General features: G+C 43.6%; 17 protein-coding genes. 6 read left to right on the top strand and 11 right to left on the bottom strand.

All coding sequences use genetic code 11. From position 1 onward, the window contains the following. Positions 1-327: 327 nt before the first annotated feature. Positions 328-2,052, bottom strand: a complete 1,725-nt coding sequence (locus AACX33_RS25815; RefSeq protein ID WP_193997540.1) for a diflavin flavoprotein — start codon at positions 2,050-2,052, stop codon at positions 328-330. A gap of 101 nt (positions 2,053-2,153) precedes the next feature. On the opposite strand from AACX33_RS25815, the gene AACX33_RS25810 reads away from it, so the two are divergent. Continuing rightward, complete coding sequence (locus AACX33_RS25810; RefSeq protein WP_193997541.1) at positions 2,154-2,969, top strand: pantothenate kinase; 816 nt, start codon at positions 2,154-2,156, stop codon at positions 2,967-2,969. 261 nt (positions 2,970-3,230) lie between these two features. On the opposite strand, the gene AACX33_RS25805 is transcribed toward AACX33_RS25810, so the two are convergent. Further along, on the bottom strand, positions 3,231-4,043 hold the full coding sequence (locus AACX33_RS25805) for an alpha/beta fold hydrolase (RefSeq protein WP_193997356.1): 813 nt from the start codon (positions 4,041-4,043) through the stop codon (positions 3,231-3,233). Between the two features lie 36 nt (positions 4,044-4,079). Then, positions 4,080-4,571, bottom strand: a complete 492-nt coding sequence (locus AACX33_RS25800; RefSeq protein ID WP_193997357.1) for an NUDIX hydrolase — start codon at positions 4,569-4,571, stop codon at positions 4,080-4,082. Between the two features lie 550 nt (positions 4,572-5,121). On the opposite strand from AACX33_RS25800, the gene AACX33_RS25795 reads away from it, so the two are divergent. Then, the gene (locus AACX33_RS25795; RefSeq protein ID WP_167407613.1) at positions 5,122-5,286 is read left to right on the top strand and encodes a hypothetical protein; all 165 of its coding nucleotides are present in this window, start codon (positions 5,122-5,124) and stop codon (positions 5,284-5,286) included. A 176-nt stretch (positions 5,287-5,462) separates the two neighbouring features. Here the strand turns inward: AACX33_RS25795 and argH are convergent, their stop codons facing one another. From argH to trmD, 6 genes are all read right to left on the bottom strand, one after another. Continuing rightward, on the bottom strand, positions 5,463-6,857 hold the full coding sequence (argH, locus tag AACX33_RS25790; RefSeq protein WP_193997358.1) for an argininosuccinate lyase: 1,395 nt from the start codon (positions 6,855-6,857) through the stop codon (positions 5,463-5,465). Between the two features lie 224 nt (positions 6,858-7,081). Then, a complete protein-coding gene (locus AACX33_RS25785) occupies positions 7,082-7,288 on the bottom strand; it encodes a hypothetical protein (protein ID WP_193997359.1) in 207 nt (68 codons plus the stop codon). A 113-nt stretch (positions 7,289-7,401) separates the two neighbouring features. Beyond that, a complete protein-coding gene (gene larB / locus AACX33_RS25780; RefSeq protein WP_193997360.1) occupies positions 7,402-8,190 on the bottom strand; it encodes a nickel pincer cofactor biosynthesis protein LarB in 789 nt (262 codons plus the stop codon). 62 nt (positions 8,191-8,252) lie between these two features. Beyond that, positions 8,253-10,043, bottom strand: coding sequence for an ABC transporter substrate-binding protein (locus AACX33_RS25775; RefSeq protein ID WP_193997542.1), 1,791 nt, complete (start codon positions 10,041-10,043; stop codon positions 8,253-8,255). A 171-nt stretch (positions 10,044-10,214) separates the two neighbouring features. Then, entirely contained in the window at positions 10,215-10,700 is a 486-nt protein-coding gene (gene ispF, locus AACX33_RS25770) for a 2-C-methyl-D-erythritol 2,4-cyclodiphosphate synthase (RefSeq protein ID WP_193997361.1), read from the bottom strand. 73 nt (positions 10,701-10,773) lie between these two features. Next, the gene (gene trmD, locus AACX33_RS25765) at positions 10,774-11,484 is read right to left on the bottom strand and encodes a tRNA (guanosine(37)-N1)-methyltransferase TrmD (protein WP_193997362.1); all 711 of its coding nucleotides are present in this window, start codon (positions 11,482-11,484) and stop codon (positions 10,774-10,776) included. Positions 11,485-12,093: 609 nt separating this feature from the next. Here trmD and AACX33_RS25760 point away from each other — a divergent pair. After that, positions 12,094-12,957: a cyanophycinase gene (locus AACX33_RS25760; RefSeq protein WP_193997363.1), complete on the top strand. Its 864-nt coding sequence runs from the start codon at positions 12,094-12,096 to the stop codon at positions 12,955-12,957. Between the two features lie 189 nt (positions 12,958-13,146). Then, positions 13,147-15,849 (top strand): cyanophycin synthetase, encoded by a 2,703-nt coding sequence (gene cphA, locus AACX33_RS25755; RefSeq protein ID WP_193997543.1) that lies wholly within the window; start codon positions 13,147-13,149, stop codon positions 15,847-15,849. Positions 15,850-15,888: 39 nt separating this feature from the next. Here cphA and tatA read toward each other — a convergent pair whose 3' ends face one another. Both tatA and AACX33_RS25745 read right to left on the bottom strand, forming a co-directional pair. Continuing rightward, positions 15,889-16,062 carry a twin-arginine translocase TatA/TatE family subunit gene (gene tatA / locus AACX33_RS25750; RefSeq protein WP_193997364.1) on the bottom strand — a complete coding sequence of 58 codons (174 nt, stop codon included), beginning with the start codon at positions 16,060-16,062 and terminating at the stop codon, positions 15,889-15,891. A gap of 111 nt (positions 16,063-16,173) precedes the next feature. After that, positions 16,174-17,616, bottom strand: coding sequence for a serine/threonine protein kinase (locus AACX33_RS25745; RefSeq protein WP_193997365.1), 1,443 nt, complete (start codon positions 17,614-17,616; stop codon positions 16,174-16,176). 94 nt (positions 17,617-17,710) lie between these two features. Here AACX33_RS25745 and cbiT point away from each other — a divergent pair, with 94 nt between their 5' ends. Then, positions 17,711-18,313, top strand: a complete 603-nt coding sequence (cbiT, locus tag AACX33_RS25740) for a precorrin-6Y C5,15-methyltransferase subunit CbiT (RefSeq protein WP_193997366.1) — start codon at positions 17,711-17,713, stop codon at positions 18,311-18,313. 88 nt (positions 18,314-18,401) lie between these two features. Next, positions 18,402-19,298 carry a phosphatidate cytidylyltransferase gene (locus AACX33_RS25735; protein ID WP_193997367.1) on the top strand — a complete coding sequence of 299 codons (897 nt, stop codon included), beginning with the start codon at positions 18,402-18,404 and terminating at the stop codon, positions 19,296-19,298. Positions 19,299-19,375 lie beyond the last annotated feature (77 nt).

The following is a 19,375-nucleotide window of genomic DNA, read 5'->3' as shown; positions in this document are numbered from 1 at the left end:
CCACCCCCTAGCCCCCTCCCCGCAAGCGAGGAGGGGGGACCGGAATTATTTGACTCTGTAAGCGAGGAGGGGGGACTGGAATTAGGATTACTGGTGATGTGTTGATTTTGCATCATTTCATATCACTGTTTACGTATATTTATGCATCTACTTCGGTTGAATATAGATTGATAACTTATACTTTGGAGAAAAAATCATGCTTAGGACTAATTTGCAGAAAATGGGGGGATAGGATTTAAACGGAAATCCAGTTCCCCTCCTCGCTTGCAGTCCGGGGTTAGGGGTGGGGTGTTATACCAGAAAAAAGCAATTTCCCCACTACCTCTCTTAATAATGATTCCCGACTTTACGATGATGAACGGCTGTGAGTGCTTCTGGTTTAGAAACTCGTCCTTCGTAAACGTTGCTATATACTGCCCAGTGGTCGCCGCAGTCCATCCGACTCACAACTTCACACTCCATGTAGGCTAAGGCATCGGTGAGAATGGGAGCGCCGTTTTGGGCTGGCTGAGTTCTTACACCTTCAAAACGATCAGCACCAGGGGCGAACCGTTTTAAGAAGTGTCTCATCAGTGTTTGGTAATTGCCTTCTTCTAAGACGTTGAGGACAAAGCGATCGCCTACTTGCATCAGTGATTCAATTGCTCTGTCTTTGGCGACTGCTATGGATAATCCCAGCGGTTTGAAGCTGGCTTGAGAAACCCAGGAGGCTAACATAGCACTGGAAACGTCGCCTTTTTTGGCAGTAATGATATATAGTCCGCCGCTGATTCTGCCTAGTGCTTTGTCCAGGTCTGCACCCAGAGATTTCATCGCTTTAATGCTGCGATCGCGTGTTACCCATTGTCCCAAGTCTGTACCCGCTTCTTCACAAAGTTGGTAAGTATTTTCTGTAGGCGTTTGTTTAATCCGAATCGCTGGGAAAACTGTTGTTAAACCCAAGTTGCGGAATTTAGTCAGCAGAGGATCTATAGGTTCGTCATCTCCACCACCTGTTTCAAAGATGCCGATGGCTTGTTTTTCTTTGGCTGATCCGATAATCGTACTGACTGCGGCTTGGATATTAGCACTACTTTCTACAGGCGGCATACCGATGACAATTCCTGTACAACGGCTGACTAATTCCCGTAATTCTTGTAAATCTATCCCAGCGCCCAAGTCCACAATTTCCACAGCGACATCAGTTTTATTGATACCTTTGGCAATTGCTTGGGCTAGGCGATCGCTATACCCATATTCGGAAACGTAAAATATTCCTACTGCTGTTTCCGCTTTGCTTTGGCTTTGGCTCCAAGTGCGGTAGCGTCCGGTTAACTCTGGGACATTGTGGGATAATAAGGGGCCGTGACCAGTGGCAATCATATCAATGGTTTTCAGTTCAGCCATCCGCTTCAGGGCCGATAAAACTGACCGCGCATTTGGCCCCATTAAGCACTCGTAGTAATATTTAAAATCTGCTTCAATCGCTGCTAAATCATCGTCAAAGGTGCTATCGGAGCAATAATGCAGCCCAAAAGCATCACAGGTGTAGAGAACTTTCGTTTTATGGTCGAAGCTGAATATAGTATCTGGCCAGTGTAAATTCGGGGCAATCACAAATTCAAATTCGTGACCATTGCCTAAATCTAAGCGATCGCCATTTTTGACAATTTGGCGTTTAAATGGCTGATGGACTAAATTTTCCAGAAACTGAATTGCTACCTTAGAAGCCACAACTGTAATATCTGGAGCCATTTGCAGCAAATCTTTCACTAAGCCGCTATGGTCTGGCTCAGTGTGGCTGATAATCAGATAATCAATTTCTGTAGGATTGATTAATCCGGTGAGAGTATCAAAATATAACTGGCGAAACTTTTCGTGAGAAGTGTCAACTAAAGCAGTTTGCTCACCGCGAATCAGAAACGAGTTATAAGTTGTACCGTTTTGTAAACCGAACTCAATATCAAAGCGATCGCGATCCCAATCTAAAGACCGAATGGCGATCGTTTCTTGAGCAATTTCCACAGTCTCTATGGTGAGCCGTTTTTCAGTTCTTTCGGTGAGTGCTACCATAGCTGGCCTCCTTGACACAATAAGTATTTTTTCCCCTGGTTTTATTGTGACACGCCTTGATTGTTAAGCTTTATTAAAAAACCTATGACTGACTTAAAAAAATTAAAACTGTGAAACCACCCAAACACAGAGAAAATCTTTGGTTAGCTTTGGAAATTGGCAATTCGCGGTTGCACTGGGCTTTATTTACAGGTGACACCCTCCAGCACACTTGGGATACCGAGCATTTTTCAGAGTCACTAGCACATCAACTAGCTCAATGTCAAACACTTGCTGATTTACCACCAGAAATTTTTCCTCCCAGGGAAGTAGGAGCAAAAAATTCGCCTCATCCCCCTATCTTTTTAGCCTCTGTTGTTCCCCAGCAAACAGCACTTTGGCAAACTCACCCTCATGTGCGCGTGATTACCTTAGACCAAATCCCCCTATTAAATATGTATCCCACCTTGGGAATTGACCGGGCGCTGGCTTTGTGGGGGGCTGGAAAAACTTGGGATTTTCCGATGCTGGTAATTGATGCTGGAACTGCACTAACTTTTACGGGTGCGGATGCTAACGAGACTTTGGTGGGAGGCGCAATTATGCCAGGACTGGGTTTACAATTTAGGACTTTGGGTGAAAAAACCGGACAATTACCACAGTTAGAAACAGAAATTATCTCTTTACCTCCACGTTTTGCCATGAATACACCAGAGGCCATTCAAAGTGGAATTATTTACACTTTATTAGCTGGAATTAAAGATTTTATTACAGCCTGGGGGCAGTTATTTCCTGACGGCAAAATTGTTCTTAAAGGTGGCGATCGCATCTTACTGCTAAACTATCTCCAATATCAGTTCCCAGAAATTGCCGCGCATTTAATTGTGGAACCAAATTTAACCTTTTGGGGAATACGAGAAATAACCAGAGACTTTTAAATTCTCCCCTCTCCTAAATTCTCCCCTCTCCTTAATAAGGCTACCGTGTACACACATCCTGATCCAAAAAGGGTTTCCAGGCCTAAAAACAGAATTTCACTGTAAATCCGGTTCCCCTCCTCGCTTGCGGGGAGGGGCTAGGGGTGGGGTGTTATGACACAAAAAAGGATTTCAAGACTTGTGTGTACACCGTAGCCTTAATAAGGAGAGGGGCTGGGGGTGAGGTTCTGTATTTTATTAAATCCCCATTCCGAGCAAACTTTAATTAGCCTGGATAAAATTCTGAATATCTCTAGCTAAAATCCCAGGACAAGAACCAGGTAAATCATTTCCAGCGTGAGCAATTATTTGCAACTCCACTTTAGGAAGCAGTTGAGTGTAAGTTTGACTTTTAACTACAGCATCTAGTAAATCTTGACCGCCTTGCAAAATTAAAACTGGAACTTCCATCAAATGCAATCTTTTATGCAGCAATTCTGCTTCAATTTCTAACTCACGCCGTTGGAATAATAACTGACAAGCCGTGGGATATTTTAACAACTTCTGACGCAGACTAAAATTCTGATCAATTTTTTCTTTCAACCCCCAAATTTTATTTAAAGGTCGAAACAATTTTAATAGTTGCGATAATATTGGTGGACCACTGACTAATTTTCGCATTTGACGCGAATATTTTTCTTGTCTTTCTATGCCTACACCTTCTGGCGCTAGTAATACTAAACCACAAACTTGCTCTGGATACTTTAAAGCATAGCTAGCAGCAATCCAACCGCCCAGAGAATAGCCGACTAAGTATACCTTTTTTAATCTCACAGCTTGAATAAATTCAGCAATACACTCCACCTGTAAATCAATTGAGTGATGAACATGAGGATTTTCTGACTCACCAAACCCTAACAAATCTGGTGACAGGCAATGGAAATTCTGAGATAATGACTCAATTACTGATACCCATTGACTGCTATCGTTCCAAGCACCATGTAAAAAAATTACCGGAGTACCTTGACCAGCTTCGCGCCAGAATAGTAGCCCTTGAGAAAGTTTCCTTCGGGAGTTACGGAATAGGGTACTCATTTTAATTTAACGTTAAATCTTAAATTCAAAATAGCTTTACGCCAGTGTTGTCAACCCATTCAAGTAGTCTTTTAACTGCCGAGTGTGGTCATGAGACATTTTTCCTGGAGGTAAAGAATCGGTAGTAAAAGCCTGGATGTCCATAACCTCCAAACTATCTTGGATCTCCATTTTACCTTGAACTTTAGCTTCAACCACAACACAAATTGAATGAATGCGAGGATCTCGGTCAGGTGCTGAGTAAACTCCTACTAAACGGGTAATTTTCACCAACTCTAGTCCAGTTTCTTCTATCAATTCTCGGTTGACTGTTTTAGGAATGTCCTCTCCCCAGTCCACCATACCTCCAGGTAATGCCCAACAGCCATCATCGCGCCGCTTAATCAGGACAATTCGACCATCTGGTAATATCGGAATGATACTAGCGCCAGTAATGGGATGACGGAAGATCATACCCAGTACCGTTTGTCCTACACGCCATAAATTACGTGTGGACTGGACAACTGTGGCAAAAAAAAGCAAGAACATTCAAACTTAAGTTATGTATGTGTGTTGTGTTCTCTAATTTCCTACAATTTACATAAAATCCAGGAATTTGGCGTTAATTTTTGTAGAACACAAATATGCTTGTATTTGAGGATTTTATGCTAGTGACTTCGTATAGTATATCAATCTTCCCATTTGTTGCGAAAGAAATAATGAAAATTCAGTATTTAATTATACAAATATTGCCTTGAGGTCATTTATAGCTGGGGAGTAGGGAGTCGGGAGTTACTTCGACTTACTTCGACTTCGCTCAGTACAAGTCGCTCAGTCACCGGGGGAGTGGGTTAAAACACTTTTGGTGTCTAAGTTTGATTATCCGTTTGCTGCTTTAGCTAAATGCTCAACACCTTGGGACTGGAGAAACGATTCAGGGTACTATTGACATAAATAAATTAAATACGATAGACTAGTATACTGTTAAAAGTATCTGGATTACTAAACTAGGCCAAAATTATATCAATAGCATAAGTAGCTGATATTGCTTATGTGATGCCTAGTTACACTTTTTTGTTGTTTATTAAATGAGGTGAACATGGCCAAGCGCCGTAACCCGAAAAAAGAAAAGGCGCTACGGAACCAGGCGTATGCCAGAAAGTTTCGTAAACGGACTACTACAGGAAGAATGCAGAGAAGATTCCAACAAAGACCTCCGAAGAGTGAGGAAGAAGAAGGCGCAGCAGCAGCTGATACAGAATAAGCCCTCTGTTGAAATCCTTATTACTTGAGTTTTTGAATTTTTAGGGCGTGCAGCTAGCTGTACGCCCATATTTTATCTAAACTGCTACCAGAAAACCCTGAAGCTGATTGCCTCATTACCGTGGCATTCCGCCTGTTCCTCTTTTCTGGCAATCAAGTCACAGTTTTTCCCATTTTCTATTGAATCGATTGATCAATTTGAGCGCGGGCTGTAGCAATTGCCTGATTGACCTGTGTAAAACCTGTACCACCGTAACTGTTGCGTGCTGCGACAACTTGACGGGGCGATATTGCTTCATAAATATCTGCGGCAAATGCTGGATGTAATTGTTGCCACTCTTCTAAGGTTAAATCTTTTAACAGTTTACCTGCGGCAATACTGGTTTTTACTACTTTACCCACGAGATTATAGGCTTCCCGGAAAGGGACACCCCTGGCGGCTAGATAATCGGCTACATCGGTGGCATTGGAAAAATCTTCAGCTACGGCTGCTGCTAAACGCTGGGTACGAAATTCTAAGCCTTCCCGTAACAATATTGTCATTGCTTCTAGAGACGCTTTGATGGTGTTAACGCTGTCAAATAAACCTTCTTTGTCTTCTTGGAGGTCTTTGTTATATGCCAGGGGTAGCCCTTTCATAATTACCAGCATTCCTTGGAGATGACCAAATACCCGCCCGGTTTTTCCTCGGACTAATTCTGGTACGTCGGGGTTTTTCTTTTGGGGCATAATGCTGGAACCAGTGGCACAGCTATCTTTGAGGGTGATAAAACGAAATTCTTCCGATGACCAGAGAATAATTTCCTCGGAAAGACGGCTGAGGTGAACCATGATTAAGCTAGCCGCACAGATAAATTCAATGGCAAAGTCGCGATCGCTTACTCCATCCAAGCTGTTAGCATAAATACTCTCAAAATGCAAGAGTTCGGCGGTGTAATGTCTGTCAATGGGGAAAGTCGTTCCTGCCAATGCACCACACCCCAGAGGCGAAATATTGACTCGGCGGGCAACATCCTCCAGGCGTTCCCAGTCCCGTTGTGCCATTTGGAAATATGCCATGAGGTGATGAGCTAAACTCAGGGGTTGGGCGCGTTGGAGGTGAGTATAGCCAGGAATTAAAGTTTCAACGTGCTGTTCCGCTATATCTAACAATACACCTTGAAATTCCCGTAAGTGGCTCCGAATTTCTTGGATTTGGTCGCGGAGATAAAGTCTGGTGTCAGTCCCAACTTGGTCATTACGCGATCGCGCGGTATGCAGCTTTTTACCCACATCACCCACAATTTCTGTCAATCGCCGTTCCACAGCAAAATGGACATCCTCCGCATCAATCCCCGGCTGAAATTTGCCCTGGCGGTATTCTTGGCGAATTTGTTCTAAACCCGCCACCAATTCTTCACCCTCGGCTAGGGAAATAATGCCTGTGTGAGCCAACATTTTGGCATGAGCTTGAGAACCAGTCAGGTCATATTCGATTAATTCAATATCGAAACCTATACTGGCATTAAAACGAGCGATCGCAGGATGCAATGCTGACTCAAATCGCTGACTCCACGTTTGTTCTTTGGTCATAGATTAATAAGAAATTAGGAAGTGGAGAAGTGGAGATGTCTATTGAGGAAGACACAATAGAAATTTATCACTTATTCCCTTCCCCAGTCCCCATAAGAAGCAGGGGAGCAGGGAGCGGGGGTGAGTGGGAAATTATTTTACACTCCCGGCTGCTTAACAACCTTTCCTCTTCTCCTCTGCACCCTCCACCCTGCCCCCTGCGCCTCTACCTCAGTCCCTAGTCCTTAACCGTAGCTTGTCAGATTCTTGAGGATATAGCCAATTACTATCCCAATCAACAGCGCCCAGATTTGACCTGTGATGACAAAGTTATTCCAAGCTTGTTGCATCTGGCCTAAGACATCTGTATCGTTAATTGTTTGAGCTAGCATCGTCAGATTTACTGGCAGTTGCCAAACTAACTGAGATATTACACCACTGAAGTAGTTCATAGCTTGATAATTTATGGGTGATCTACGGAAGTTATTAGTAGCCAGTTGTTTATTTTTTCCCAATAAACACTGACTAAGTATTGAAATCCTAAGTATAGCTTAACTGTAACCATTCAAGATCCAGAAGATGCTATCCGTAATTTCTCGGCTGTTCGCAAAATTTGCCCAGCTAAAACAGCCGCACCAAACCCATTATCAATATTCACCACACCCACCCCAGCCGCACAAGAGTTGAGCATTGTCAACAGGGGGGCTAAACCGCCAAAACTCGCGCCATAACCGATGCTGGTGGGAACAGCAATCACCGGACAATCTGCCAAACCTGCCACAACGCTGGGTAAAGCGCCTTCCATTCCTGCCACAACAATCAGAACTGATGATGATGAAATCAGATCGCGATTACTGAGCAAGCGGTGAATCCCAGCAACACCCACATCCCAAAGACGCTGTACACGAAAGCCAGAAAGTTCTGCTGTCACAGCGGCCTCTTCAGCTACAGCTAGATCAGCAGTGCCGGCAGAGAGAATCCCAATTAACCCCTCCATCTTGGGTTCGAGGGTAGGGGGAATAATCGCACAAATGCGCGCCAATTCGTAATAATGCAAATCTGTAATCTTGAGTTGCAGTGCAGTATAAACGGCTGGTTCAATGCGGGTAGCCATCACCACCGAATTACGCAGGCGCATCACCTCCATAATTTGAGCAATCTGTTCGGGGGTTTTACCAGGCCCCCAAATTACTTCCGGAAAACCAGTTCTGAGTTCACGATGGTGGTCAATTTTGGCAAACTCCCCCACAGGTTCATAGGCTAAGTCTTTTAATGAGTCTAAGGCCATATCTGGGGTAACTTTACCATTGGCAACGGCTTCGAGGAGCGATCGCAAAGTTTCAGGTTGAGTCACAGTAATTTTAGATGAGGGGATGGAGAGATGAACAAGATGAGAAAATAGAGTGTAATATTTGCCTACTCGATAATGTTGATTTCATGAATGTTCCAGAATGCGCCTCCCAAAGCTGAGAATTTGATATTCTCAAATTTATTCCGCACTGCTGACAACGAATAGGGATTAACCAAGTAAATAAACGGTAAATTTTCCTGGGTAATCTTCTGAGTTTCCGCATAAATTGCTTTTCGCTTGGCTGCGTCTAATTCCCTGGCGGCTTGAATGTAAAGGTCACCAATTCTAGCCTCCCAAGGAGCAACTTCCCAGCCTTCTATGGGCTTTTGTCCCGCTTGGGGTTTTTGATTAAACATATGTAATCCACCTTCAGGGTTCCAGACGTTAGCCCCATTATTCGGTTCTAAACCACCACTTAATCCGAGTAAAGAAGCATCCCAGTCAAGAGTATTGGCTAGCTTATCTGTGTAAGTATTCCATGCCAAAGGCGTGAAATCGACTTGCATCCCAATTTTGCCTAAATCTTGGCTAATTTGCGCTCCCATTGCTTCACGGATTCTGTTGCCGGCATTCGTCAGTAAAGTGAAGCGAACGCGGTTACCTTGGGCATCTAATAGTTGCCCTTGGGCATTATATTTGAATCCAGCTTTTTTGAGCAATTCTTTCGCTTTTTCTGGATTGTAATCGTAGGTTTTTAGTCCTTCTTCAGGTGCAAGATAAAAGGGACTTTGGATAGTAAGTGGCGAATCTTGAGTTTGACCCAAGCCGCGAAAAGTATTATTAATCATGGTTTGGCGGTCAATAGCATAAGCTACAGCCTGCCGAAATTCAACTGTATTGAACCAACGTGATTTTATCGGATCTACTAACGGTTTACCATCTCTTATACCTTTGTTGAGATTAAATAAAACAAATGATGTTCCAGTCGCTGGTCCGCCGTTGTAGATTGTGAAATTACCCTGTTTTTCTTGCTTTTTTAGCAGCGAAAAATAATCTGGTGTGACTGACACAGAATCTAAACTACCAGAACGAAATTGCAGCAATGAAGTATCTGTGGATTCTACAATTGACCATACTATCCTTTCAATATAAGGTTGAGATTCTCCTTGTGTCCCTTTACGCCAATAGTAGGGGTTGCGCTGGAGAATTACACGTTGACTTGTGTCATAACGCTCTAACTTATAAGGGCCATTAACAATAATTTGCTCTACAGGAGTATCAACGCCCCATTTTGACAGAAATATGGGCTTACCTTCTTGGTCTTTTGTCTTGATAGATTCTGCTAGGACATGGGCAGGTAAAATTGGTATTCCTAAAATTCCTAAAAATGGTGCAAATGGTTCAGGAGTTGTGAATTCAACCCGCCGATTATCGATTTTTTTGACATTAGGTAATGCCCGACTTTCACCAATCCGCAAAACATCTCTCGTATCTGTGGGAATTTCTTCATTCAGGTAAATGTCGTTGTAAGTAAAAACTACATCATCTACTGTTAATGGTTTACCATCAGACCATTTCAAACCTTCTCGGAGGGTAAAGATAAATCCCAAGTTATCATCGGCAGTTTCCCATGATTCTGCTAAGTTTGGCTCTATTTCACCAGTTATCGGGTTTTGGGTGGTTAAACCCTCGTAAGTCAATCCCAGCAGACTTGATGTTGATGCATCTTGATTGAGAGGATAGTTAAAGGTTTGGGGGTCACTCAGAATACTGTTTACTAACTGTGGTACTTGAGCCGCTGTACTTTTAAAATTAGATGGGTTACAAGCGGCAATTGTCATGGCTGTAAACGCAATTAGACTGATGAGCAACCAAGAACGTTTTGCTTGATTAGAGATTTTTTTATGTAATATCATCATAATTTCTCGTTTAGTTAGTTTGATGACCTAGACGTAAACCAGTCAAACAATTTTAGATTTTAGATTTTAGATTTTGGATTTTGGTTCGACCCCACAGATAAATCAGGGGGCTTGTACCATTAAGGAACTATTGGTCATAGCAGAATATCTGATCATTCAATAAATTGACTAATCACTAGCTACTAATAAAATCACGGCATAAGCACATATACCTTCTTCTCTGCCAACAGGGCCTAATTTTTCGTTAGTGGTAGCTTTGATCCCAATTTGATTTGGTGCTAATTGTAAAACAGTCGCTAACTGATCACGCATTTTTTCAATATGCGGTTTCAATTTGGGACGTTCTGCTACTACTACTGTGTCAATATTGCCTATCTGCCAACCTTGATCCTTAATCAGCTGATGTACTTGAGTTAATAGCACTAAGCTATCAGCCCCTGCCCATTGAGGATCAGTAGGGGGAAAATAATGACCAATATCCCCCAGGGATAATGCCCCTAACATGGCATCCATAATGGCGTGGGTGAGTACATCAGCGTCACTATGCCCCAATAAGCCCAATTCATGAGGAATTTGGATTCCTCCTAAAATTAAAGGGCGATCGCTTACTAATTTGTGGATATCGTAGCCGTTACCAATCCGGATTTTAGTCATTAGTCATTAGTCCTTAGTCCTTAGTCATTGGGAAGTTTCTTCTCCCCTGCTCCCTGCTCCCCTGCTTCTTCCCCTACTCCCCACTCCCCACTCCCTTCTCTTCTTGCCATTTTTTCAGCAAATCGGGGCGGCGATCGCCTGTTCTTTGAATTTGTTGTTCATATCGCCATCGGGCAATTTCGGCATGATTCCCAGATAGCAAGACATCAGGAACTTTCCAGCCGCGAAAATTAGCTGGGCGAGTGTACTGGGGATAATCCAACAACCCCTCCTCCTCAAAACTTTCTGCTTTCAGGGATTCCACTTTGCCCACAGTGCCTGGTAGAAGCCTCACTACACCATTAAGTAATGCCATAGAGGGAATTTCTCCCCCAGTCAGAATAAAATCGCCTAAAGACACCTCACGAGTCACTAAATGCAGCACCCGCTCATCTACCCCTTCGTAATGGCCGCAGATCACTACTAGCTGGTCATAATTTGTAGCCAATTCTTTCAACAAGGGTTGATTTATGGTTTGACCTTGGGGACTCATTAAAATAATCTCTCTGCGGGGTAGAGTTGGCAACGACTCCACAGCAAGAAAGATCGGTTCTGGCTTCATCAGCATCCCCACTCCACCACCATAAGGTTCATCATCAGCCTTATGATGCTTATCAGTGGTAAAATCTCTGGGATTAACCAGATTTACTTGGGCTATCTGTTTTGCTAAGGCTTTAGCCAGCAGCCCGGAACTTAAAACTGAGGTAAAACAGTCAGGAAAAAGTGTAACTATATCAAAGCGCACAGTAATTCGTATTCGAGAACACTAATCTTAAATTTGAATGTCTAGCAAACACAATCAGTCAATGTAGGATAGAACTACAGATAAGTTTAATCAATAGTGACTAAAAGTACCAGAACTATTGATTTTAGGTACAATCAAAAGTTTTTCTAATTACTTAATTTGTGTTTAAATATTGTCACAAGTACATTTAAATTAATAATCTGACTAAGTTAACAACTTCGGTGGCTGCATAGGCCCAGCTTCAAAAAAAGGGTGTTAAGACCGGATAGTCCCAATACCAGAGGAAAAAAGGACATTTTTTTCAAAGGGGGACACCCCGGCACACCAAGTGTCAACTTTATTCTCCCAAGCATTATTTTGCCAGTCTGGAAAAAGTGTACAGGTGAACAACAAGGCACTTGCTTTGAGGAACAGCAACGGACACATGAATCTTGAAGCTTCTGCTGAGGTCGAAGCTGGGCGAATATGTGGATCAGTCCAGAAGTTAAATCGGCAACTTATCCCGATCCTAACTTCAGACAAGTTTCCTCTCAAAAAAGCCAAGTGCAAAAATCATCAGCCTACTGAACCTTGTTAAATTCACCTGAAGTTGTTGACAGGAGAAACATAATGCCGCAATTAAAAGCTAAATCGCTGGAAATGAGGACACCCCAAGCAACTAAAACCGCCGTTCTGGTTATCGGAGGCGCAGAAGATAAAGTTCATGGACGCGATATCCTCAGAACTTTTTTTGGTCGTGCTGGTGCTAGTAAGGCCTATATTACAATTATTCCATCGGCTTCTCGTGAACCCGCTATCATCGGTGGTAGGTATATTCGCCTGTTTGAAGAAATGGGTGCTGAAAAAGTCGAGATTTTAGACATCCGCGAACGTGAACAGTGCGAAACAGCCCAAGTTAAAGAGTCCTTGGAAGCCTGTAGTGGGGTATTTCTCACCGGAGGCGACCAATTACGTCTTTGCGGCGTACTGTCAGATACCCCAGCGATGGAAATTATCCGACAACGAGTGCGAGCCGGACAACTGACCCTAGCAGGCACTAGTGCGGGGGCGGCTGTCATGGGACATCACATGATTGCTGGCGGTGGTAGTGGTGAAACTCCAAATCGTTCCTTGGTCGATATGGCAACTGGTTTGGGTTTTATCCCGGAAGTGATTGTAGACCAGCATTTTCACAATCGGAATCGCATGGGTCGCCTAATTAGTGCGATCGCAGCTCATCCTGACCGTCTAGGTATTGGCATTGATGAAGATACCTGTGCTGTATTTGAACGTGATGGTTGGCTACAAGTTGTGGGTAAAGGCAGTGTCACCATTGTCGATCCCACAGAAGTTACCCATACCAATGAACCTCATGTCGGCGCTAATGAACCTCTAACTGTGCATAATTTGCGCCTGCACATCCTCAGCTATGGCGATCGATTTCATTTGTATCAAAGGACTGTATTGCCAGCTGTGCATCGCATATCTAGCTGAGGAGATAGAGTATGGTCGGTTACACTGTGTTATTGCTTGCGGCCGAAGGCATCGCTGATTTGGTTTTTGGCTGTAAAAAAATCATAAGCATACCATGAAAAATAAAAAACTGTTCGTAATAAACAGTTTAGCGGTCAATTTGAGTAAGAAACTAGAATTTTGGTTCCGAATCTCCATCTACCTATTCCCATGAGAATCCTCAAGATCCAGACCTTACGTGGCCCAAACTACTGGAGCATTCGACGCCACAAGCTGATCGTTATGCGCCTTGATTTAGAAAACCTTGCCGAGATGCCCTCGAATGAAATCCCTGGCTTTTATGAAGGATTAGTAGAGGCGCTGCCAAGTCTGGAGGGTCACTATTGCTCACCTGGCTGTCGCGGTGGTTTCCTGATGCGGGTCAAAGAAGGCACCATGATGGGCCACATCGTGGAACACGTAGCCTTAGAACTTCAGGAATTAGCCGGAATGCACGTCGGCTTTGGGCGCACCCGTGAAACTGCCACACCTGGAATATTCCAGGTAGTGATTGAGTACCTGAATGAGGAAGCGGGACGCTACGCTGGACGAGCAGCTGTGCGGCTGTGCCAAAGTATCGTTGATAGAGGTCGTTATCCAAAAGCAGAACTCGATCAAGATATCCTAGACCTGAAAGATTTATGGCGTGAATCTTCTTTAGGTCCTTCTACAGAAGCAATTGTCAAAGAAGCCGAAAAAAGGGGTATTCCCTGGATACAGTTGAGCGCCCGCTTTTTGATTCAGATGGGTTACGGCGTGAATCAGAAGCGAATGCAGGCGACCATGACCAATCACACGGGCATTTTGGGAGTGGAACTTGCTTGCGACAAAGAAGCGACCAAACGCATTCTCGCGGCAGCTGGAGCGCCAGTACCCAGAGGTACGGTGATCAACTTTTTAGACGACTTGGAAGAAGCCATTGAATATGTGGGCGGCTATCCCATCGTCATCAAACCATCAGATGGTAACCACGGGCGTGGTATTACCATTGATATTAGAACCTGGGATGAAGCGGAGGCAGGTTACGAAGCGGCTAGACTTGTTTCTCGGTCAATTATTATTGAGCGCTATTACGTTGGGCGAGATCATCGCGTACTAGTTGTAGACGGCAAAGTCGTAGCAGTAGCCGAACGCGTCCCAGCTCACGTAGTTGGTAATGGCAGATCCACCATTGGCGACCTGATTTCCGAAACCAACCAAGACCCCAATCGGGGTGACGGTCATGATAAAATCCTCACTAAAATTGAACTAGACCGCAACAGCTACCAACTGTTAGAAAGACAAGGTTACACTCTCAATAGCGTACCACCAAAGGGAGTAATTTGTTACCTGCGTGCAACAGCTAATTTAAGTACGGGTGGTAGTGCTATAGATCGCACTGATGAAATCCACCCCGAAAATGTTTGGCTGGCACAAAGGATCGTAAAAATTATTGGTTTGGATATCGCCGGACTGGATATTGTGACTACAGATATTAGTCGTCCTCTGCGAGAAATGGATGCTGTAATTGTGGAAGTGAATGCTGCACCTGGGTTCAGGATGCACGTTGCCCCAAGTATTGGCATCCCCCGCAACGTTGCCGGGGCAGTGATGGATATGCTGTTTCCCAACCAACAGTCCGGACTCATTCCCATCTTGAGTGTCACAGGTACTAATGGTAAAACCACTACAACTCGACTATTAGCACATATCTACAAACAGACAGGTAAGGTAGTAGGATATACAACTACAGATGGGACTTATATCGGTGAATACTTAGTTGAATCCGGAGATAATACAGGGCCGCAAAGCGCTCATGTGATTCTGGAAGACCCAACTGTAGAAGTAGCGGTACTGGAAACAGCTCGTGGTGGCATTCTCCGCTCTGGATTAGGGTTTGAAATGGCTAATGTAGGTGTAGTGTTGAATGTAGCTGCTGACCATCTGGGCATAGGCGATATAGATACTATCGATCAATTAGCTAACCTGAAGAGCGTCGTAGCAGAAGCTGTATTTCCTGATGGCTACGCAGTCCTGAACGCTGATGATCACCGCGTTGCGGCGATGGCAGAAAAAACGAAAGCTAATATTGCCTACTTCACCATGAATCCTGATTCGGAATTAGTGCGGAAGCACGTCCAAAAGGGAGGAGTAGCGGCAGTTTACGAAAATGGCTATCTGTCAATTGTCAAAGGTGATTGGACGCACCGCATCGAAAGGGCAGAAAATATTCCCTTGACAATGGGTGGACGTGCGCCGTTCATGATTGCTAATGCTTTAGCAGCTAGTTTGGCAGCCTTTGTCCAAAACGTCACCATTGAGGAGATTCGGGCTGGTTTGAAGTCGTTCCGTGCTTCGGTAAGTCAAACGCCAGGACGGATGAATTTATTTAATTTAGGGAGATACCACGCTTTAGTAGATTATGCTCACAATCCAGCTAGTTATGAAGCTTTGGGTTCTTTTGTGCGTAATTGGACAACAGGAGAGCGCATTGGCGTAATTGGTGGACCTGGCGATCGCCGTGATGAAGATTTTGTCACTTTGGGTAAATTGTCAGCAGATATTTTTGACCACATCATTGTCAAAGAAGATGATGACACCAGGGGACGGTCACGGGGATCAGCTGCGGATTTAATTACTAAAGGCATCACCGAAGTTAATCCAGATTCTCGTTATGAGTCGATTTTGGATGAAACCGCAGCGATTAATAAAGCTTTAGATATGGCTCCCGATAACAGTCTGGTGGTAATTTTGCCAGAAAGTGTGAATCGAGCCATCAAGTTAATCAAGCTGCGTGGTTTAGTGACAGAGGAGGTACAAGAACAAAATATCTCCACAACCATCGCAGATAACCAAAATGGGGTGACATCTTCTGTGATCAATACTTTGCTTTAGTCACACAGTAGAGACGAGTAATTGCGTCTCTACCATTGGCTATTGCTGTTCTTGTTCAGCAGTGGTGTCATCATCATCAGAGTTCAATTCTTCCTTAAAACCCCGTAAGGTTTTACCCAGTGCATTTCCCAATTCAGGAATTTTTTTAGTGCCAAAAATCACAATAGCTACTATGGAAATTATGACTACTTCCGGCCATCCCAGTCCAAACATAAGTCTTGCCTGTTAAGGGTCTATAAAGATTAAAGTAGCATTATCTGCCAATTCATCTCAGATGTTGCTGACCATAATAATTGCTAATCACGCTAGAAATTATAATACTACTTATTGGCTGATTTCCATCCCTAACCAATCACTTAATTCATGGGCTAGCCATTCCAATTCCCCTTCCAATTCAGTATTATCCATATTTAGAACATCATGGAGAATACTAGGAGTGCCACCACCAAGCTGATACTTTTGTACTCCTGCCCAAATCTCCAATTTTGCTGATTTTTTTACTATATTTCCGTCAGACTGCTTCTCAAAGTGTTCGGGAATATAAACAAGTTTAGTAATACTTTCTCTGAGGGCTGGACGGGGATGATCAAATTTAAATCCTAATAACTCATATCGCCAGGAAATTTGCTGCTGATCTAAGCTCAGTCTAATGTTGCCAAATAAACTCCACAATATTCTAGATACCGATAAGAAGCCAATCAAACAGACAGGAACTGTCCACATAGCAAAAGCAAAAGAGAGATTGTCAGGAAAGGGGGCAGAAAGAAGAGCTTGAATTATCGTTGAAACACTAAAAAGAATCAAGGAGATCGCACCTATACCAACAAAGAACATCACAAAGAACATCAACGGATGACAGACAACTGGTGGAATCAGAATTTCAAGATGATCCCAATTCTTGGTGAGTTGAATTTTACTCCCCGCAGGTTTAACAACATTTAAAGTGTCTGGAGTGTTCAATTCCGACTTATCCAAAGCTTTTAAAGCTTCCAAAGCAGAACTGCTCCGCCGTTCCAAGCTTGGTTCAGTCATCCACTGTAACCAACTCCTCAAGCCGGGACTCAGATGAGTCACTTGCTCAAACTGAATGCGAAAATCTTTTTGGGGTAAATCGGCGGGATGAGTACCCGTACTTAAATAAATTAAAGTTGCACCTAAACTATAAAGGTCAGAAGCGGGAACAGTCCGCGCCCCAAATTGCTCTGGTGGCATATAACCATAAGTTCCGACTACAGTCCTAGTTCCACCTTCAGCCGCGAGAACGGTTTGTACAGAACCAAAATCGACTAGGTAAACTTGACCAACACTATTCCCAGAACGCTCACCTAATAAAATATTGCTAGGCTTAAGATCACGGTGAATCACAGGGGGATGCAGCCCATGTAGGTAAATCAAAATTTCTAAAACTGCTATAGCTACCTGTTTAACTTCAGCTTCTGTAAAAGTTCGCCCAGTTTGTAGATATTGCTCTAAGGTTTGCGCGGGGATATAACTCTGTACTAAAGCAAATCCTTTAATAGTAGATGAATTTACTTCAAAATAGTCTAAATAGCGAGGGATGGCGGGATGGGACAAAGATTTTAATGTTTCAGCCTCACGCTCAAACAGCTTGAGATCATCCCATTCAAAGTCACTATTAAACGAGAGTAACTTCACAACTACCAATTCTCCGGTTACTTGATCCTTCGCTAATAGCGATCGCCGCCCTGATTTTTTTCCCAATAGCTGCTGGACTTCGTAGCGGTCACCTAAGATTTCGCTGACCATGATGATTGCTGATAACGCTGTGTTTTAACGCTTTTTTAGCTGATAGCTTGTCAAATTGGGCAAGCTGATATGTTTAGTATAATTGTGTCTTTGTATGCCTTCCCAACTTTGGCCTTATGTTACCCCTGGTATTCCCGATGAATTGTTTGAGCATTTGCCAGGTATTCCCTTCAGCCAGCGAGAATTTCGGCTATTATTGATTTCTCAACTGCGGCTAAAACCTGATTCAGTATTATGGGATATTGGGGCGGGAACTGGGACAATTCCCGTAGAAGCCGGACTGCTATGTCCTGGTGGAAAAATTATTGCTGTGGAACGAGATGAAGATGTCGCCAATTTGATTAAACGCAACTGCGATCGCTTTGAAGTCAAAAATGTGGAAGTAATTGAAGGTAGCGCCCCAGAGTGTTTGCATGATCTCAAAGTAGCCCCTCACCGCGTTTGTATTGAGGGTGGAAAGCCCATACAGGATATTTTGCCAGCAGTATGGCATTATTTGCCCCCATCAGGTAGAGTGGTCGCCACAGCTGCTAATCTAGAAGGCTTGTATGCTATTTCTCAAAGCTTCTCCGTGTTGCGCGCTAGAAATATTGAAGTCGTCCAGTCTGCGGTCAACCGCTTGGAGACGCGCGGCTTTTCTCAAACCTTTGTAGCTGTTGATCCCATTTTTATCCTGAGTGGTGAGAAACTAGACTAAATTCGGAGGATGAAAACTGAGGCATAAAGGATAAATCAATCACACCTCATACTTCAGACTTCATCCTTTATACTTCATACTGACTTCTATGCCTTGGTCTCGGATTATTAGTGGAATTGTCGCGATCGCCCTTGCTCTACTTGCCACCCTTTTGGGAGGCTGGTACTTTACTATCGCCATTGCGGTAGTCGTGTTTTTAGGTCAAGAAGAATATTTTAATTTGGTACGAGCTAGAGGTATTTTTCCTGCTGCTAAAACCACCATATTTGTTAGTCAAGCCTTACTGGTAATTTGTAACGTTAATGAAACTTTAGCTGATGCCGTCATGCCCATAGCTGGGACGTTGATTTGTTTTTATTTACTGTTTCAGCCAAAAATGGCCACAATTGCCGATATTTCTGCTTCGATTATGGGACTATTTTATGTCGGCTATTTATCAAGTTACTGGGTACGATTACGCAGCCTTGGTAGTTTAGCCAACAGCAATCTCCCTTTCGGTGGTTACTGGCCTACAGATTGGACAAATATTTTCAACTTAGATCAAAAAAGTTGGGCTTCAGTACCACAAGGTTTGACTTTAACAGTTTTGACTTTCTTATGTATTTGGGCAGCTGACATTGGTGCTTACGTTATTGGTAAATTCTTCGGAAAAACCCGTTTATCTGACATCAGTCCCAAAAAAACAGTTGAAGGTGCAGTTTTTGGCATCACTGCCAGCATTGCTGTAGCCTTAGCAGGAGCCTATTATCTGCACTTGCCAAAATTTGTATTCACTGGTGTAGCTTTGGGTTTACTGATTGGTATTGCCAGTCTTTTGGGTGACCTTACTGAGTCTATGCTCAAGCGTGACGCTGGGGTGAAGGATTCAGGCCAGTTAATTCCTGGTCACGGTGGCATTTTAGACCGCACCGATAGTTATATCTTTACAGCTCCCTTGGTTTATTATTTTGTCACCCTTCTCTTGCCGTTGATAGCAGATATGTGAAGTGGGAACTGGGAGGAGGCAGAGGGGCAGGGGGCAGGGTGCAGGGTAGAAGAGGCAAGGAGGCAGAGGATAAGAAG

Origin of the sequence: Nodularia sp. LEGE 04288 (genome assembly GCF_963896525.1) — a bacterium.
GTDB lineage: Bacteria > Cyanobacteriota > Cyanobacteriia > Cyanobacteriales > Nostocaceae > Nodularia.
This window is presented reverse-complemented; position numbering and strand designations above follow the sequence as displayed.

What these genes read in the sequence shown, in the direction of transcription:
- AACX33_RS25735 (WP_193997367.1), top strand. Translation starts at nt 18,402, where the DNA reads ATGCCTTGGTCTCGGATTATTAGTGGAATTGTCGCGATCGCCCTTGCT.
- AACX33_RS25800 (WP_193997357.1), bottom strand. Translation starts at nt 4,571, where the DNA reads ATGTTCTTGCTTTTTTTTGCCACAGTTGTCCAGTCCACACGTAATTTA.
- cbiT (WP_193997366.1), top strand. Translation starts at nt 17,711, where the DNA reads ATGCCTTCCCAACTTTGGCCTTATGTTACCCCTGGTATTCCCGATGAA.
- AACX33_RS25805 (WP_193997356.1), bottom strand. Translation starts at nt 4,043, where the DNA reads ATGAGTACCCTATTCCGTAACTCCCGAAGGAAACTTTCTCAAGGGCTA.
- argH (WP_193997358.1), bottom strand. Translation starts at nt 6,857, where the DNA reads ATGACCAAAGAACAAACGTGGAGTCAGCGATTTGAGTCAGCATTGCAT.
- AACX33_RS25775 (WP_193997542.1), bottom strand. Translation starts at nt 10,043, where the DNA reads ATGATATTACATAAAAAAATCTCTAATCAAGCAAAACGTTCTTGGTTG.
- cphA (WP_193997543.1), top strand. Translation starts at nt 13,147, where the DNA reads ATGAGAATCCTCAAGATCCAGACCTTACGTGGCCCAAACTACTGGAGC.
- tatA (WP_193997364.1), bottom strand. Translation starts at nt 16,062, where the DNA reads ATGTTTGGACTGGGATGGCCGGAAGTAGTCATAATTTCCATAGTAGCT.
- ispF (WP_193997361.1), bottom strand. Translation starts at nt 10,700, where the DNA reads ATGACTAAAATCCGGATTGGTAACGGCTACGATATCCACAAATTAGTA.
- AACX33_RS25745 (WP_193997365.1), bottom strand. Translation starts at nt 17,616, where the DNA reads ATGGTCAGCGAAATCTTAGGTGACCGCTACGAAGTCCAGCAGCTATTG.
- AACX33_RS25815 (WP_193997540.1), bottom strand. Translation starts at nt 2,052, where the DNA reads ATGGTAGCACTCACCGAAAGAACTGAAAAACGGCTCACCATAGAGACT.
- AACX33_RS25760 (WP_193997363.1), top strand. Translation starts at nt 12,094, where the DNA reads ATGCCGCAATTAAAAGCTAAATCGCTGGAAATGAGGACACCCCAAGCA.
- AACX33_RS25795 (WP_167407613.1), top strand. Translation starts at nt 5,122, where the DNA reads ATGGCCAAGCGCCGTAACCCGAAAAAAGAAAAGGCGCTACGGAACCAG.
- AACX33_RS25785 (WP_193997359.1), bottom strand. Translation starts at nt 7,288, where the DNA reads ATGAACTACTTCAGTGGTGTAATATCTCAGTTAGTTTGGCAACTGCCA.